The sequence below is a fragment of the Escherichia albertii genome (assembly GCF_028622335.1).
Lineage (GTDB): Bacteria > Pseudomonadota > Gammaproteobacteria > Enterobacterales > Enterobacteriaceae > Escherichia > Escherichia albertii.
The window spans coordinates 371,017-387,688 of record NZ_CP117568.1; the positions used below are offsets into that span (position 1 = coordinate 371,017).

The following is a 16,672-nucleotide window of genomic DNA, read 5'->3' on the forward strand; positions in this document are numbered from 1 at the left end:
GTTTAATCACCTTTACGCATACATGATGCGATCTAACATGCAATGCGTGAATCTGTTAAACCATAGTAGATGACTTTATCCGCTGTAATCAAAAGATTTGCCGGGGCGATGTCATGTCAGGAACGTGCATTATGTATTTTTTTCCTGAATATGCCGACGTTATACAGGGCGATACAGATAAAGTTATTATCTGCTGGTTGCTGCGGGGGGAGCCACATTCGCGCATATAAAGAATAAACAAGGGCGTGGTTTTATAACCACGCCCTGGAACCCGGAGAGTATTTTCAGAATACTTTTTTGAACGGTTTTACCGATACTTGCTCATATACTCCAGCCGCAACGTACGGGTCGGCATCTGCCCAGGCTTGCGCCGCTTCCAGCGACTCAAATTCAGCAATGACGGTTGAGCCAGTAAAGCCTGCAGCGCCTGGATCGTTGCTATCTACTGCAGGCATAGGGCCAGCGGTCAACAGACGACCTTCATCATGCAGTAATTGCAAACGCGCTAAATGCGCCGGGCGAACGGAAAGGCGTTTTTCGAGACTATCTGCTTTGTCTTGGGCGTAAATAACATACAACACAGGCACAACTCCTTGTTTGGAAAGGTTGTAAAGTACGTTATTTGAAAGGGCGAAAATCTGCAATGGAAAGATGATGTCTTTGCTATACGCACTCTTAAAGTAGGGTTAATTACGTCAAAAATTGCGTTTTCACTGATCCTGATCGCCTTGCCTTATTGAATATGATTGCTATTTGCATTTAAAATCGAGGCCTGTTTTTTCTACTGAAACGATTATGACTTCAATGACCTTTGATGATTTACCTCGCCGCTTCCCCTGGCCGACATTACTTTCGGTCTGCATTCATGGTGCAGTTGTTGCGGGGCTTCTCTATACCTCGGTACATCAGGTTATTGAATTACCTGCGCCAGCGCAGCCAATTTCCGTCACCATGGTTGCGCCAGCCGATCTTGAACCACCGCAAGCCGTTCAGCCGCCGCCGGAACCCGTGGTAGAACCCGAACCGGAACCCATCCCGGAACCGCCAAAAGAAGCGCCTGTGGTTATCGAAAAACCAAAGCCGAAACCGAAGCCAAAACCTAAACCGGTGAAAAAGGTGCAGGAACAGCCAAAACGTGATGCCAAACCGGCAGAGTCTCGTCCGGCGTCGCCGTTTGAAAGTACCGCTCCGGCGCGTCCGACAAGCAGTACGGCGACGGCTGCAACCAGCAAACCAGTCACGAGTGTGGCATCTGGTCCGCGTGCATTAAGCCGAAATCAACCGTTGTATCCGCCGCGGGCGCAGGCATTACGTATTGAAGGGCAGGTCAAAGTGAAATTTGATGTCACGCCTGATGGTCGTGTGGATAACGTACAGATCCTTTCCGCTAAACCTGCCAACATGTTTGAGCGAGAAGTGAAAAATGCGATGCGCAGATGGCGTTATGAACCCGGTAAGCCAGGCACTGGCATAGTGGTTAACATTGTGTTTCGCATCAATGGCACCACTGAGATTCAATAGTGACAACGTTCTGGCCTCCTGGTCAGGACGTTGATCTCATCCGGTTTGTATAAAAAATGGACTTACCATCATGTAAGCGTACTTTCTTTCGCAGCAGGAGCCACTTGTAAATTTCATCTTCAGTGAGCGAAGCCTTCCGGCATTCGTGTTGCGCAAAAGCATCTGTAGTCGTTGTCGTTAGCTATTTTTTTTAATCTCACAAAACAACGGATAGAAGTATGACGTCGATGGCGTCTGAATCTGATAATCTACGCTAAAATTTAGCCTTTTGATCGACAAGGATTGTATGACGCAATGATATTGCAAACGATGTTCAGGAATATTATATATAAAATTTATGATTATAAGGCACAAAATATTCATGCTGATGATATAAAATTTGTCGTCATTCATATCCCTGATCAAATAGGGGATGCAATGGCTATTTATCCACTTATACGTGCATTAGAAAAACATCCGATAGCGCATCTTATAATTGTTGCATCCTCAATTAATCAACCCGTTTTCGATGCCCTTGAGTTAAATCAAACAAAACTCACCGTCATGAGTATGACGATGCAGGATCATGCCAGTGTCGATGAGATTAAAAAAGTCGCAAAAACAATAAAAGAACAATACGGTACGCCAGATCTTTGCATTGAGGCAATGCGCAAAAAAAACTTTAAGGCGATGATTTTTATCAGCACATTAAAAGCCAGAGTCAATTTTCAGGTAGTGGGATTGTCTCAGAAATGCTACTCCCCAGTGTGCCGAATAGCGTCCAGAATGGATCAGTCTCTGAGGGCGCCGGTCCCCATGACCTGGGCGACATTAATGAGAGAGGCGGGTTTTCCCTGCGTCCCGGCAAGATATGAATTTCCTTTAAGCGAAGAGGTATTAACAGAAGTCCGCCGTGAGACTTTTGTATTAGGGCGTTATATCGCGTTAAATTTAGAAGGCAGCATCGCTGCGAGAACCTTTTCATATTCTGTTGCTCAGAACCTTATTACGATAATTCAACAGGAATGTGACATGCCAATTGTTATTGTGCATGGTCCTAAAGGTGTGGATAGCGCTATAAAATTAACGGAGCTATGCAGTAATGTTTTCCGACTCTCATTGTCACCCTCGCTAATGCGTTCCGCGGCGGTTATTAAAGATGCTTATCTGGCTATTACACCTGATACCTCAATACTGCATATGACCAGTGCTTACAATACGCCTGCTATTGCCGTTTACGCGGATTATAAGACGCGTTGGCCGTCAATGCAGGACATCGCAGAAAATATTGTGGTAGGGCGAAATATAGATTGCATCAATCTTAAAGAGTTTGAAGCAACGCTAAGACGTATCCTGTCGAGGATCAACGGGTAATTGAGTTTGCTGAGCTGACCTGAAACATAGAAAAGCAAGGAGTCCACTGGACAGCACCTTACTCAGATGCTGTCCAACTTTGAGATTACAGAACCGGGAGTGGACGCGGTTTCCCCTCCGGGTTTACGGCGACATACTTAAATAACGCTTCCGTCGCTTTGTAGCGCTGTCCGATAGGTTCTGACGCCACTTTTTTCACCCACACTTCGATATTGATACTGACCGATGTCGTCCCTTTTTGGACACAGCGCGCATAGCAGCACACCACATCACCGACTGCCACAGGGCGCAGGAAGGTCATGCCTTCCACCCGTACAGTCACGACACGACCGTGAGCAATTTCTTTTGCCAGAATGGCGCCACCAATATCCATTTGCGACATTAACCAACCGCCAAAAATATCGCCATTGGCATTGGTATCGGCAGGCATAGCTAAAGTTCGTAAAACCAGATCGCCCTGGGGGACGTTATGTGTTGTTGACATGGTAAAACCGACTAAAAAGGAAAATCACAGGCGCGATGCTACTATGATTTTCCTGAGGAGAACAGAGGGGATGCAGCGCCAGCCCCGAAGGACTGGCAGGCTGGTTATGATTTATCTTCCTGTGGCATATGGCGGTAAATATAGATACCGCTTAACAGTGTGAAGATTAAGGTGAGGGCGGTCAGACCAAATACTTTAAAATTGACCCAGATATTTTGCGGTAGCCAGAATGCGATGTAGATATTCGCCAGGCCGCAAAGAATAAAGAAGACTGCCCAGGCCAGATTCAGCTTCGACCATACCGGCTGCGGCAGAGTGAGCTCTTTACCCAACATACGTTGAATCAGCGGCTTTTTCATTACCCATTGACTTACCAGCAACGCACCGGCAAACAGGGCGTAAATGACAGTCACCTTCCATTTAATAAACTCATCGTTGTGGAAAAACAGGGTCAGGCTACCGAAGACGACCACCAGAACAAAGGTGATCAAGGCCATCTTTTCAACCTTACGAAAGCGAACCCAGCTATAAATAAGCACGATCGCCGTGGCGACGATTAGCGCCGCAGTTGCCGCATAGATGTCGTAAATCTTGTAGAACGCGAAGAAGACAACCAGCGGTAAAAAATCAAGAAACTGCTTCATTTTACGATTCCGTAATCAAATGCTTCAGGGTTATTGGCGAATCAACATATACAGGCGGAACAAATAGATGAGCAACACGGCTGAAATCAGGTTGCTCAATGTGTTCGCCAGGACTGCGCCAATTTCTGGGGTTAGTGCGGCGAATGAAGAGGCAAACAGCAGCAATAGCGTTTTTGCCAGTAACCAGCTCATTACCGCTGGCGCCACCAGACGCATGTTCGCCCATGCCATCCGCATACTACTGCGCATGGAAGTAAAGACGCTCATTTTGTCCTGTACCAGCATCACTGGCGCCAGCGCCAGCAAGATAGCCATGATAATACCAGGAATGACCACCAGCATGATGCCAATTTGTACAATTAGCGTCGTCAGGAAGATCAACAAGAATAACTTCGGTAATACCGGAGCACTTGCGCCAATAGCGCGTAATGCGCTAACCCGGTGGCCCGCAGAAACGAGTTGAATAATTAATAATATGCCTCCCGCGAGAATGGCGTTACCGATTAATCCTGAAAAAGTAGAAGCGGCTGACGCACGGAGCAAAATTTGCTGCTGCTCGGGGGACATATTTTGTACCAGATCGAACAGCCCGCTACTGCCGCTGACGGGCACGCCGTCATTGAGTTGCGCAAGCTGTGCGTCACTGGGTGAGAAAACATGCCCTAACACCACTGTGATAAACGCACATAGCAACGATACCAACAAAATGGTCATAAATTGATTACGGAAGAAATTTCCGGTGTCACGGTATACGGACTGCGCCGTGATAGACATGCACTCTCCTTGAGTTTTATGCAGGTGTTAATTAGCGGGCAATTGTACCCTGGTTAAGTCCTCAGTGGCAGCATCGGGCCTTGTATGGAAAAGCATATCTTTGTAAAGCGGAGGTAATCCGTAGTGGGCACGGGCACGATTGCAGGCTTCATTGATTTCTCCCGCTTCGCCAGATACGCCAAATTCCCGGCACGTTGAAGGCCTGTTTGCATAAATACTGCAACTCACCGATTCTCCAAGCGTGCCTTTGAGGGCAATACAGCGGCAAGATTTTTGATTCGTTCCTGCCATACAACGTAAAAACGGGTTGACTTGCTCTGTGAGTTTGACGGGAACACAACCGCCAGCGTCTTCACCTTCTGCCCAGTAAAAAGAGACACGAAAAAAAGCACAACAGGCTCCGCATGTCATGCACGGATTGAGATCGCTCATGAATTCACCTGTAACAAGAAAACGTATCAAGTAATCACGTAGGAAAATAAATTAACCAGCTCGTCGCTCAAGGGCAAGAGGTTGTGGGGAGAATATTTTCGTTGCGTAAATATATTAAAATTGACCTGAGTCGGATTAACCAGGATTTCCAATACAACTTATAAATTAATCCAGATCAAAAAAGAGTGTTTTAGCGAATGCAATGTGATCTGTGTAGGATCATTTGTTACCCCAATGTAGGTATATTCGTCACGTTTTTATAACCATAACGACGGAGCGGATATGAAAAAGTTAACAGTGGCGGCTTTGGCAGTAACAACTCTTCTCTCTGGCAATGCCTTTGCGCATGAAGCAGGCGAGTTTTTCATTCGTGCAGGTTCGGCGACAGTACGTCCAACGGAAGGTGCGGGGGGAACACTGGGAAGCCTGGGGGGATTTAGTGTGACTAATAACACCCAACTGGGCCTGACCTTCACTTATATGGCGACCGATAACATTGGTGTTGAACTACTGGCGGCATCGCCGTTCCGCCATAAAGTTGGTACAGCCACAACCGGGGATATTGCAACAGTTCATCATTTACCACCGACATTGATGGCACAATGGTATTTTGGCGATTCCAGCAGTAAATTCCGTCCTTACGTCGGGGCCGGTATTAACTACACCACCTTCTTTGATAATGGCTTCAATGACACCGGTAAAAGTCTTGGATTATCTGACCTTAGTCTGAAAGACTCCTGGGGAATGGCGGGACAGGTGGGCGTGGACTACCTGATTAATCGTGACTGGCTGCTGAATATGTCGGTCTGGTACATGGATATTGATACCGACGTGAAATATAAATCCAACGGCGCAGTGCTGCCAGCCGGGCATTATTCTGACAATGTCCGCCTCGATCCGTGGGTATTTATGTTCTCTGCAGGGTATCGGTTCTAATTTTTTGTCATTAATAAACCGCCAGATATTTTCTGGCGGTTTGTCCCATATTAACCGCGCGTGGCTTCTTTCATGGGGCGTACAAAGGTTTTCAGTTCGGTTAGCATTTTTTCTGGCTGATTCAGATTCTGCTCGATGATTTTCACAATCGCAGAACCAGAAATCGCGCCTGCTGCACCCGCATCAATCGCTGCTTTAACCTGTTCCGCGGTGGAAATACCAAATCCCTGCAATGGAGGCGCAGCGTTGTACTCTTTCAGTTTCGTGACCAGATGGTTAAGCGGTAATGCCGCGCGGTTTTCAGCTCCGGTCACGCCCGCACGCGACAACAAATAGGTGTAACCGCGACCATAAGAGGCTATCTGGCGCAGTAAATCGTCATCGGCATTCGGCGGGCAGATAAAGATAGGGGCGACGTTATGGCGCAATGCGGCCTGACGGAAGGGCGCAGACTCTTCTACGGGCACATCGGCAACCAGCACCGAATCGATGCCGACTTTCTCGCACTGGGCATAAAACTCATCAATACCTTTGTTAAACACCAGATTAGCGTACATCAACAGGCCGATGGGGATAGCTGGATGCTTTTGGCGAATCAGTGTCAGCATTTCAAAACATTGTGCCGGGGTCACACCCGCCGCAAAAGCACGCAATGTGGCGTTTTGAATGGTTGGACCATCGGCCAGCGGGTCAGAGAAGGGGATGCCTAACTCCAGCGCATCGGCACCGGCTTCGATCAATGCATCGATAATTTTCAGTGACTGCTCAACGCCCGGATCGCCGAGGGTGACGAAAGGGACAAATGCGCCTTCTTTGCGCTTCTTCAACTGGGCAAACAGAGTTTCATAGCGTTCCATCAGATTTCCCCTCGTGCTTTCAAAATATCGTGAACGGTGAAGATGTCTTTATCGCCGCGACCGGAAAGGTTAACTACCAGCAGTTGCTCTTTTTCCGGGTTTTCGCGCATCATTTTCAGTGCATGGGCCAGGGCATGGGAGGATTCCAGCGCCGGGATAATCCCTTCGTGCAGGCATAGTGTTTTGAAGGCTTCCAGGGCTTCATCATCGGTAATCGACACGTAATCAGCACGGCCGATGCTGTTGAGATACGCATGTTGTGGACCAACGGACGGGAAATCCAGCCCGGCAGAAATCGAGTAAGACTCTTCAATTTGCCCGTCTTCAGTCTGCATCATCGGCGCTTTCATACCGAAATAGATGCCCACGCGACCATGTTTTAGCGGTGCGCCGTGCTCGCCAGTTTCGATGCCGTGACCGCCTGGCTCTACGCCAATCAGCCCGACTTCGGTTTCGTTGATGAAATCAGCAAACATGCCGATAGCATTCGAACCGCCGCCAACACAGGCGATAACAGCATCCGGCAGGCGACCTTCTCTTTCCAGAATCTGCGCTTTCGTTTCTTCGCCAATCATCCGCTGAAACTCACGCACAATGGTCGGGTAAGGATGCGGGCCAGCTGCGGTACCCAGCATATAGTGCGCGGTTTCATAACTGCCGGACCAGTCGCGCAGCGCCTCATTACAGGCATCTTTCAGCGTTGCGGAACCGCTATGTACTGGGATCACTTCCGCACCCATTAAGCGCATACGAAAAACGTTAGGCGACTGGCGTTCAACGTCTTTGGCACCCATATAAATACGGCATTTCAGGCCGAGCAGGGCGCTGGCAAGTGCTGAGGCTACGCCATGCTGACCGGCACCGGTTTCGGCGATGATTTCGGTTTTACCCATCCGCTTCGCCAGCAAAGCCTGCCCCAGTACCTGGTTGGTTTTATGCGCGCCGCCGTGCAGCAAATCTTCGCGCTTCAGATACAGCGTGGTGTTCGTCCCGGCTGTAATGTTCTGGCATTTGGTCAGCGCGGTTGGGCGCCCGGCATAGTTTTTCAGCAGGTCGTTGAACTGGGCCTGAAATTCAGGATCTTTTTGCGCGCTGACAAAAGCTTCTTCCAGTTGGCGCAGAGCAGGCATCAGGATTTGTGGCACGTACATGCCGCCAAACTCACCAAAATACGGGTTAAGTAATGTTGTCATTGTTCCTTTCCTTAATATGCGCGCAGCGTCTGGAAAACCGAGGCCAAAAGACGTGCGTCTTTGATGCCCGGTTGCGACTCTACAGCAGAATTAAAATCAAGCCCGGCGCAGCCGGTGTGTGCCGCTTCCACGCAGTTATCTGCGCCTAAGCCACCCGCCAGCAGAACGTTGCCAAGCGATTGACCGTTTAACAGTGACCAGTCGAAACGTTGTCCGCTCCCGCCATGGCCGTTGTCGAAAACATATTTATCAACGTGCTCAAAATCACGCACGGGAAGAGTTTCACCGACGCTTAATGCTTTCCAGATGGCAATATTTTCAGGCAGCGCGTCACGCAGTTCGTCGATATATTGCTGGTCTTCACTGCCATGGAGTTGTACGGCTGCCAGCGCCAGGGTATTCGCTTTATCAACGACCTCACTGATATCATGGTTGCGGAACACGCCGACATATTGCAACGGTGCCGCAGCCATCACTTCCTGCGCCTGTTCAACGCTGACGCAACGGGGTGACGTTGTAACAAATATCAATCCACCGTAAATCGCGCCCGCGTCATAAGCTGCTTTAGCATCTTGCCCACGCGTCAGACCACACACTTTATTCTCACCCAGCAACACCCGGCACACGGCGGCGTTCAAATCATCGTGGGCCATTAGCGCCGAACCAATCAGAAAGCCGTTAGCGAAGTGGCTTAACTCACGCACCTGGGCGTAAGTATTGATGCCGGATTCGCTGATTACCGTCACGTTGTGCCCCAGTTTCGGCGCAAGCTCGCGGGTACGGTTAAGATCAATCGACAAATCACGCAGATCGCGGTTGTTGATGCCAACGACTTTTGCTCCCAATGCAATGGCGCGCTCCAGCTCCTCTTCATTACTGACTTCGGTCAGCACGCCCATCTCCAGACTGTGGGCGACAGCAGCGAGCTGGCGATACTGATCGTCGTCCAGCACCGACAGCATTAATAAACAGGCATCGGCCTGGTAATAGCGCGCCAGATAGATCTGGTAAGGGTCGATAATAAAGTCTTTACATAAAATCGGTTGCGGGGCGATTTGGCTGACGATGGGGAGGAAATCAAAGCTCCCCTGGAAATATTTCTCATCAGTCAGTACCGAAATTGCCGAAGCGTAATGTTTATAAATGGCGGCAATGCGTGCCGGATCGAAATCATCACGGATCACGCCTTTTGACGGCGACGCTTTCTTGCATTCCAGAATAAACGCCGTGCGCGCACCCTGTAGCGCATCATAAAAATGTCGCGGGCTCGGCTGCACCTCATTCTGGAAACTGGTCAGCGGTTGCTGCTGTTTGCGAGCTTCTACCCAAATAGTCTTGTCTGCGACGATTTTCGCTAAAACGGTTTGCATCATTTACCCTCGTGCCGCCAGTGCGGTGACTCTGTCGTAAGCGGAACCACTGCGCAGCACTTCAAGAACGGTTTGCGCATTGGCTTGCAGATCTTCATGGCCATGCAGGCGCATTAACATGGCGACATTCGCCGCGACGGCTGCCTCATGGGCGGCGTCGCCTTTACCTTGTAACAAGCGTGTTAAAATGTCACGGTTTTCTTCCGGTGTACCGCCTGCCAGTTGTTCCTGGTGGTAGGGCGTCAGGCCAAAATCTTCAGCAGTCAGTTGATAACTTTTGATTTCCCCATTATGCAGTTCGGCAACAATCGTCGGCGCGTGTAAGGAAACTTCATCCATTCCACCGCTATGCACAACCGCCGCTCGTTGATACCCCAGTACGCGCAGCGTTTCGGCAATCGGCAGCACCAGCTCCGGGCTATAAACACCAATTAACGCCAGCGGTGGATGTGCCGGATTAATCAATGGCCCCAGTACGTTGAATAGCGTTCGGGTTTTCAGTTGTTGACGAACCGGCATCGCGTGGCGGAATCCGGTGTGATACTTCGGCGCAAAGAGAAAGCAGACGCCTAATTCGTCGAGCGCCTGGCGCGATTTATCGGCATTCATATCCAGGTTAATGCCAAACGCCGCCAGCAGATCTGACGAGCCGGATTTACTGGAGACGCTGCGGTTGCCGTGCTTAGCTACTTTCAGGCCACAAGCCGCAGCGACAAATGCGCTGGCGGTGGAAATGTTGATACTGTTGCTGCCGTCACCGCCAGTACCGACGATATCGGCAAAAAGATAATCAGGGCGCGGGAATGGCGCGGCGTTTTCCAGCAGGGCAGTCGCTGCTCCGGCGATTTCATTCGGGTGTTCGCCGCGGATTTTCATACTGACCAGCGCCGCCGCCAGTTGTTCGGGCTTCAGCTCGCCACGCACCACTGCTGAAAATAGCTGGTGGCTTTCCTGCTGGCTAAGCGTCTGCGCCTGATACAGTTTTTCCAGAATTGGTTGCAGTGTATTGGTGGGCTCCAGTTTCTGTTGCGCCCACGCCAGTGTTTGCTCCAGCAGGCGAGCGCCCTGGGTAGTGAGGATAGATTCTGGATGGAACTGGAAACCGCAAACGCGATCCGTATCATGACGTACCGCCATCACCATGCCATTAAAATGGGCGTTAATGGTTAAACCGGCCGGAATGTTACTGCCAACTAACGAGTGATAACGCGCAACCGGTAGTGGGTTTGTTAATCCGGCAAACATCGCCTGGCCGTCATGTTCAATGCTGGACGCTTTTCCGTGAAGAATTTCGCCCGCCTGACCGACATAACCACCGTAAGCTTCGACAATCGCCTGATGACCGAGGCAAATGCCAATAATTGGCAGCTTGCCGCGCAGGCGGGTGAGGAGTTCCGGCATACAACCCGCTTCGCTCGGCACACCGGGGCCAGGAGAAAGCATCAGCACCGGATTGCTCATCGTCGCCAGGCGCTCAATTAAGGTCTGCGCCGGAATATGGTTGCGGTAAATCACCACGTTATGACCATTGCTGCGCAACTGATCTGCCAGGTTATAAGTAAAAGAGTCGATATTATCGAGCAGCAGAATGTCAGCCATCAGAAAGTCTCCTGTGCATGATGCGCGGTGGCGATAGCGCGCAGTACAGCGCGGGCTTTATTACGGGTTTCGTCGGCTTCCGACTGCGGAACAGAATCAAGGACCACGCCTGCACCGGCCTGCACGGTGGCGATACCGTTTTCTACCAGCGCCGAGCGGATCACAATGCAGGTGTCGAGATCGCCGTGCGCGGTGAAATAACCTACTGCGCCGCCGTAGCTGCCGCGTCGACAACCTTCCGCTTCGGCAATTAACTGCATGGCGCGTACTTTTGGCGCACCGCTTAACGTGCCCATATTCATACAGGCGCGGTAAGCGTGCAGGGCGTCGAGATCGTGACGCAGTTCGCCGACCACGCGAGAAACGAGGTGCATGACATAGGAGTAACGGTCAACTTTAGTGAGATCGGCGACGTAGCGGCTGCCCGGAGTACAAATGCGTGCCAGATCATTACGGGCGAGATCCACCAGCATCAGATGCTCGGAAAGCTCTTTATGATCGGTTCGCATTTCCAGTTCGATGCGGCTGTCGAGGTCTCTGTCCAGTGAACCATCGGCGCGCCGACCGCGTGGGCGTGTTCCGGCAATCGGGTAGATCTCAATCTGGCGATTGGTGGCATCATACTTGAGCGAGCTTTCCGGCGACGCGCCAAACAGGGTGAAATCATTATCCTGCATAAAAAACATGTACGGGCTGGGATTACTCTTTTTCAGCACGTAATAGGCCGCCAGCGGTGACGGGCAGGGCAGCGAGAAACGGCGAGATGGTACGACCTGGAAAATTTCTCCGGCGCGAATCGCTTTTTGCAGCGAACGCACCACGCCACCAAACTCTTCATCACTCTGATTACATTCACAACGCATATGCGGCACGGAAACCACCGGCAGCGGTGGCGCGGCTTCGGTCAGTTGTTGACGAAGTTCTGCAAGGCGTGCTGTGAGACGCTGTTTTTCTTCTTCATTTTGACTAAACAGGCTGGCCTGAATACGGGTGCTTTTCTTCTGATGGTCAATTACCATCAGCGTTTCAGCGAGATAAAAACAGAAATCAGGGCAGTTATTTTCCGCTGCCAGTTGCGGCAAATCTTCAAATCCTGCCACCAGATCATAAGAGAACAGGCCACCGAAGAACATCGCTTCCCGTTCTTCCTTCGGTACATTCAGCAGATCCTGCAACAAGCGAAAAGCGTCAAAAACCGAAAGGGAGCATAAGCGGGCGTCTTCATCCAGCAGTGGACTGACAGGGGGGAAGCGCAGCACGCGGCAATTTGGTAATTGTTCATTTTCCACGCCCGCAGGCAGAGCCTTATCCAGCAATGTCAGCAAAGTCGCGCCATTTGGGGTGAGAGCGTTAATTGTGACGGTGTCACCTAATGCTGTAATGCGCAGCGCACTGTCCGCCAGCAGCAGGCTTTTTAAATCATCTTTGCTGTCGATATCTGCGGACTCCAGCAGCAGCGTTGCCGGACGATCCCCACACAACTGGTGAAAAAGCGCGGTCGGATTGTCGTGATAAGCGCCTTCGCAGGTTAACAGTTCGAGAGTCGGTTTTTGTGTTTGCATTGTTATTCTCTAATTTTGTTCAAAAAAAAGCCCGCTCATTAGGCGGGCTGGGTATCTGATTGCTTTACGCATGGTGAATACACTGCCCGTTTCAGGAAGTGCGCCACCAACCTTTCAGTACGAAAATCGCTTTCATTGTCGATACCCTTTTTACGTGAACTTTCGTACTAGTTAACTAGTTCGATGGTTGATTGTCAACAGCTCATTTCAGAATATTTGCCAGAACCGTTATGATGTCGGCGCAATAAACATTATCCAAAACGGGAGTGCGCCTTGAGCGACACGAATTACGCAGTGATTTACGACCTGCACAGCCATACCACAGCTTCCGATGGCTGCCTGACGCCAGAAGCATTGGTGCACCGTGCAGTCGAGATGCGCGTCGGCACCCTGGCAATCACCGACCATGACACCACAGCTGCAATCGCACCAGCAAGAGAGGAAATTTCACGTTCGGGACTGGCGCTGAATCTTATTCCCGGCGTGGAAATTTCCACGGTCTGGGAAAATCATGAAATTCATATTGTCGGGCTGAATATTGATATTGTGCATCCGGCAATGTGCGCGTTTCTGGCGCAGCAGACTGAACGGCGTAATCAACGAGCGCAGTTGATCGCCGAAAGACTGGAAAAAGCGCAAATACCCGGTGCGCTGGAAGGCGCACAACGACTGGTGCAGGGCGGGGCGGTTACGCGCGGCCATTTTGCGCGTTTCCTTGTGGAGTGCGGAAAAGCCAATTCAATAGCGGATGTCTTTAAAAAATATCTGGCGCGTGGGAAAACCGGATACGTTCCGCCACAGTGGTGTACAATAGAACAAGCTATTGATGTCATTCATCATTCTGGCGGTAAGGCGGTGCTGGCTCATCCAGGGCGGTACAATCTTAGTGCTAAATGGCTGAAAAGATTGGTTGCACATTTTGCCGAACATCACGGCGACGCGATGGAAGTCGCGCAGTGCCAGCAATCGCCCAATGAACGTACCCAACTGGCGACGCTTGCCCGCCAGCACCATTTATGGGCATCACAAGGATCTGATTTTCATCAACCGTGCCCGTGGATCGAACTGGGTCGTAAACTCTGGCTGCCCGCAGGCGTTGAAGGCGTCTGGCAGCTATGGGAGCAGCCGCAGAACACCACAGAGAGGGAATTATGAGCCAGTTTTTTTATATTCATCCTGAAAACCCGCAACAGCGCCTGATTAATCAGGCGGTGGAGATTGTGCGTAAAGGCGGGGTGATTGTCTATCCAACCGATTCCGGCTATGCGCTCGGTTGTAAAATTGAAGATAAAAACGCGATGGAGCGCATTTGTCGTATTCGTCAGCTGCCGGACGGTCACAACTTTACTCTGATGTGTCGCGATCTTTCTGAGCTTTCGACCTATTCGTTTGTCGATAACGTCGCGTTTCGTCTGATGAAAAACAATACGCCGGGCAATTACACGTTCATCCTGAAAGGAACGAAAGAGGTACCTCGCCGTCTGTTGCAGGAAAAACGCAAAACTATTGGGATGCGCGTGCCGTCTAACCCCATTGCTCAGGCGCTGCTTGAAGTACTAGGTGAACCGATGCTCTCCACTTCGTTGATGTTGCCTGGCAGCGAATTTACCGAATCCGATCCCGAAGAGATCAAAGACAGGTTGGAAAAACAGGTGGATTTGATTATCCACGGCGGCTATCTCGGGCAGAAACCGACGACGGTTATCGATCTTACCGATAATACGCCAGTGGTGGTGCGTGAAGGCGTAGGTGATGTGAAGCCTTTCTTATAAGCGCGTAACTCTGTATACTACGCGACCTTAAAATGGCGCCATAAGGCGCCGTTGATTCTCCTGTTCGACGCCTGTGAAGGCGACACCTGAAGGAAGCTCTATGAGCGAAAAATTACAGAAAGTGCTGGCGCGTGCTGGCCACGGTTCTCGCCGTGAAATTGAATCTATCATTGAAGCCGGTCGCGTCAGTGTTGATGGCAAAATTGCTAAACTTGGCGATCGCGTTGAAGTTACCCTTGGACTGAAAATTCGTATTGATGGTCACCTGGTTTCGGTGCGCGAGTCAGTCGAACAAATTTGTCGTGTTCTGGCTTATTACAAACCGGAAGGTGAGTTGTGTACTCGTAATGACCCGGAAGGGCGTCCAACCGTTTTCGATCGTTTGCCGAAATTACGTGGCGCACGCTGGATTGCCGTAGGTCGTCTCGATGTTAACACTTGCGGCCTGTTGTTGTTCACCACTGACGGTGAACTGGCAAACCGCCTCATGCACCCAAGCCGTGAAGTTGAACGTGAATATGCTGTACGCGTGTTTGGTCAGGTTGATGATGCGAAACTGCGCGATTTAAGTCGTGGAGTTCAACTGGAAGATGGTCCGGCAGCATTTAAAACGATCAAATTCAGTGGCGGCGAAGGCATTAACCAGTGGTATAACGTGACCCTGACTGAAGGACGTAATCGTGAAGTTCGTCGTCTGTGGGAAGCGGTTGGTGTGCAGGTGAGCCGTCTGATCCGTGTACGTTATGGCGACATTCCGCTGCCAAAAGGGCTGCCGCGCGGCGGCTGGACTGAACTTGATCTTGCTCAGACTAACTATCTGCGTGAGCTGGTGGAACTTCCGCCGGAAACCAGTTCTAAAGTGGCTGTTGAGAAAGACCGTCGTCGCATGAAGGCGAATCAGATTCGTCGTGCAGTTAAGCGTCACAGTCAGATGAGCGGCGGGCGCCGTTCTGGTGGACGTAATAATAACGGTTAATTTGAGTTAAGTATAAAATAAAGGCCCTGCGGGGCCTTTTCTTCATTTGAAGCATGATAAATAGTCGCAGTATTTTAATTTAATTTCATACTTGCTTATGAATAATGTTCGGAAATAGCCACATTACTATTTAATTATCTGAGATAAACTCAACGCCAAGAGGTGGGTTATGATTAGATATAGTGGAGTATTTCTATCGCTGTTAATGCTTTCTGGCTGTGCGACAGAAGCATTAAGGAATGAACAAGCTGAGTCTGTTATTACCGCAGGGAACAAGGCAGTAACGGCGAATGCAAGTTTCTTTAAACAATACTACGCTTCTCGTGAAAACTTCCTTGTTAATTTTTATGCGACTAATCCAGACTGTGCTCCGCGACCTGATTATGAAACTATTATAGAAAATAACGTCAACAAAGAGTCATTATGTTTGCAATCTGAGAAAGGGGCTAATGCATCGCATAAAGATATTAATAAAATACGATTGGTGGTAACAGAAAAACAAAAGCTATTGGCTTCACTTGAAATTATTAACAGTATGAGTGCCTACGTGGAACTGTTGACTGAAAATATGGATGTTAAGGATAGTGAACAAATTATATTGCTAAACCAGGCGCTCGATCATGCTAATAATGCCCAAAAATTACTGGGTCTTTCAGAAAATGAAGAGTTAACTAAATCTGCCGTGGCAGTTAAAGATCTTGTGCAATATTTCAATGGATTATATAAGGAAAAAATTAAGGCGGAAAACATAGGTAAAACGGTAAGTAGTGACTGGCCCAGGTTGCAAAAGAATCTACAAAACTTACTTGATGACATAGCGACGAAACAGCAGCAAATGAAATGGCAGACCTTTGCCACCATTAGTGATAACTTTTATTACTATAATAAATCACAAAAAAACATGAAGAATACAGAGTTTAATACGTTAAAGAACAGACAAGAATTCTTAAGTGCAGTAATTAGTCTTAATGAAAGTAGACTGCGTTCAACTGAGCCGGCAGTTCCAGCAATACAAGCTATTAATGCCTTCATGGACAAAGGGAATCATTTACAAGATTTATACTCTAATAAATCGCTCTCAAAAGCCGATTTAAAGCGTAAGAATGAGATCCTTCGGACCCAGGTTATCAGTGGATTACAGGCGTCAGAGGAGCTGGCAAAACTTCTTATTGCCAGCGGAGTCATGTTATAGGAGGTCA

The 16,672-nt window shown here is 49.5% G+C and carries 18 protein-coding genes and 1 other annotated feature; of the genes, 7 read left to right on the plus strand and 11 right to left on the minus strand.

Annotation, left to right across the window (positions count from 1 at the left end; all coding sequences use genetic code 11):
* Positions 1–284: 284 nt before the first annotated feature.
* Positions 285–581, minus strand: a complete 297-nt coding sequence (locus PS053_RS01810) for a YciI family protein (RefSeq protein WP_000967596.1) — start codon at positions 579–581, stop codon at positions 285–287.
* Between the two features lie 223 nt (positions 582–804).
* Between PS053_RS01810 and tonB the strand changes: the two genes are divergently transcribed.
* Together tonB and PS053_RS01820 are read left to right on the plus strand one after the other, a co-directional pair.
* Entirely contained in the window at positions 805–1,521 is a 717-nt protein-coding gene (gene tonB, locus PS053_RS01815; RefSeq protein ID WP_002462094.1) for a TonB system transport protein TonB, read from the plus strand.
* Positions 1,522–1,815: 294 nt separating this feature from the next.
* Positions 1,816–2,874 (plus strand): glycosyltransferase family 9 protein, encoded by a 1,059-nt coding sequence (locus PS053_RS01820; protein WP_000603134.1) that lies wholly within the window; start codon positions 1,816–1,818, stop codon positions 2,872–2,874.
* An 85-nt stretch (positions 2,875–2,959) separates the two neighbouring features.
* On the opposite strand, the gene yciA is transcribed toward PS053_RS01820, so the two are convergent.
* From yciA to PS053_RS01840, 4 genes are all read right to left on the minus strand, one after another.
* Positions 2,960–3,358 carry an acyl-CoA thioester hydrolase YciA gene (gene yciA / locus PS053_RS01825; protein ID WP_000108163.1) on the minus strand — a complete coding sequence of 133 codons (399 nt, stop codon included), beginning with the start codon at positions 3,356–3,358 and terminating at the stop codon, positions 2,960–2,962.
* A 104-nt stretch (positions 3,359–3,462) separates the two neighbouring features.
* Positions 3,463–4,002, minus strand: a complete 540-nt coding sequence (locus PS053_RS01830; RefSeq protein ID WP_000808675.1) for a septation protein A — start codon at positions 4,000–4,002, stop codon at positions 3,463–3,465.
* Between the two features lie 30 nt (positions 4,003–4,032).
* Positions 4,033–4,776 (minus strand): YciC family protein, encoded by a 744-nt coding sequence (locus PS053_RS01835; protein ID WP_000028554.1) that lies wholly within the window; start codon positions 4,774–4,776, stop codon positions 4,033–4,035.
* 27 nt (positions 4,777–4,803) lie between these two features.
* Positions 4,804–5,208 carry a YkgJ family cysteine cluster protein gene (locus PS053_RS01840; protein ID WP_256879158.1) on the minus strand — a complete coding sequence of 135 codons (405 nt, stop codon included), beginning with the start codon at positions 5,206–5,208 and terminating at the stop codon, positions 4,804–4,806.
* A 282-nt stretch (positions 5,209–5,490) separates the two neighbouring features.
* Between PS053_RS01840 and ompW the strand changes: the two genes are divergently transcribed.
* On the plus strand, positions 5,491–6,144 hold the full coding sequence (ompW, locus tag PS053_RS01845; RefSeq protein ID WP_000737212.1) for an outer membrane protein OmpW: 654 nt from the start codon (positions 5,491–5,493) through the stop codon (positions 6,142–6,144).
* A gap of 50 nt (positions 6,145–6,194) precedes the next feature.
* On the opposite strand, the gene trpA is transcribed toward ompW, so the two are convergent.
* The 6 genes from trpA to trpL form a co-directional block, all read right to left on the minus strand.
* Positions 6,195–7,001 (minus strand): tryptophan synthase subunit alpha, encoded by an 807-nt coding sequence (gene trpA / locus PS053_RS01850; protein WP_054410452.1) that lies wholly within the window; start codon positions 6,999–7,001, stop codon positions 6,195–6,197.
* Positions 7,001–8,194 (minus strand): tryptophan synthase subunit beta, encoded by a 1,194-nt coding sequence (gene trpB, locus PS053_RS01855; RefSeq protein ID WP_256879157.1) that lies wholly within the window; start codon positions 8,192–8,194, stop codon positions 7,001–7,003. The genes trpA and trpB overlap by 1 nt, the downstream gene beginning before the upstream one ends.
* A gap of 11 nt (positions 8,195–8,205) precedes the next feature.
* Positions 8,206–9,567, minus strand: a complete 1,362-nt coding sequence (gene trpCF / locus PS053_RS01860; RefSeq protein WP_256879156.1) for a bifunctional indole-3-glycerol-phosphate synthase TrpC/phosphoribosylanthranilate isomerase TrpF — start codon at positions 9,565–9,567, stop codon at positions 8,206–8,208.
* On the minus strand, positions 9,568–11,163 hold the full coding sequence (gene trpD / locus PS053_RS01865; protein WP_025237097.1) for a bifunctional anthranilate synthase glutamate amidotransferase component TrpG/anthranilate phosphoribosyltransferase TrpD: 1,596 nt from the start codon (positions 11,161–11,163) through the stop codon (positions 9,568–9,570).
* Positions 11,163–12,725, minus strand: coding sequence for an anthranilate synthase component I (gene trpE / locus PS053_RS01870; RefSeq protein ID WP_137650757.1), 1,563 nt, complete (start codon positions 12,723–12,725; stop codon positions 11,163–11,165). Before trpE ends, trpD begins: the two co-directional genes overlap by 1 nt.
* 21 nt (positions 12,726–12,746) lie before the next feature.
* Positions 12,747–12,840 (minus strand) — a sequence feature (Trp leader region).
* A complete protein-coding gene (trpL, locus tag PS053_RS01875; RefSeq protein ID WP_001700591.1) occupies positions 12,817–12,861 on the minus strand; it encodes a trp operon leader peptide in 45 nt (14 codons plus the stop codon). It overlaps the preceding feature by 24 nt.
* A 137-nt stretch (positions 12,862–12,998) precedes the next feature.
* Between trpL and rnm the strand changes: the two genes are divergently transcribed.
* The 4 genes from rnm (at position 12,999) to PS053_RS01895 (ending at position 16,665) form a co-directional block, all read left to right on the plus strand.
* The gene (gene rnm / locus PS053_RS01880; RefSeq protein ID WP_256879155.1) at positions 12,999–13,880 is read left to right on the plus strand and encodes an RNase RNM; all 882 of its coding nucleotides are present in this window, start codon (positions 12,999–13,001) and stop codon (positions 13,878–13,880) included.
* The gene (locus PS053_RS01885) at positions 13,877–14,497 is read left to right on the plus strand and encodes an L-threonylcarbamoyladenylate synthase (RefSeq protein WP_159386371.1); all 621 of its coding nucleotides are present in this window, start codon (positions 13,877–13,879) and stop codon (positions 14,495–14,497) included. Before rnm ends, PS053_RS01885 begins: the two co-directional genes overlap by 4 nt.
* Positions 14,498–14,597: 100 nt before the next feature.
* On the plus strand, positions 14,598–15,473 hold the full coding sequence (gene rluB, locus PS053_RS01890; RefSeq protein WP_256879154.1) for a 23S rRNA pseudouridine(2605) synthase RluB: 876 nt from the start codon (positions 14,598–14,600) through the stop codon (positions 15,471–15,473).
* 169 nt (positions 15,474–15,642) lie between these two features.
* Positions 15,643–16,665 (plus strand): ATP-binding protein, encoded by a 1,023-nt coding sequence (locus tag PS053_RS01895; RefSeq protein WP_256879153.1) that lies wholly within the window; start codon positions 15,643–15,645, stop codon positions 16,663–16,665.
* Positions 16,666–16,672: the final 7 nt, after the last annotated feature.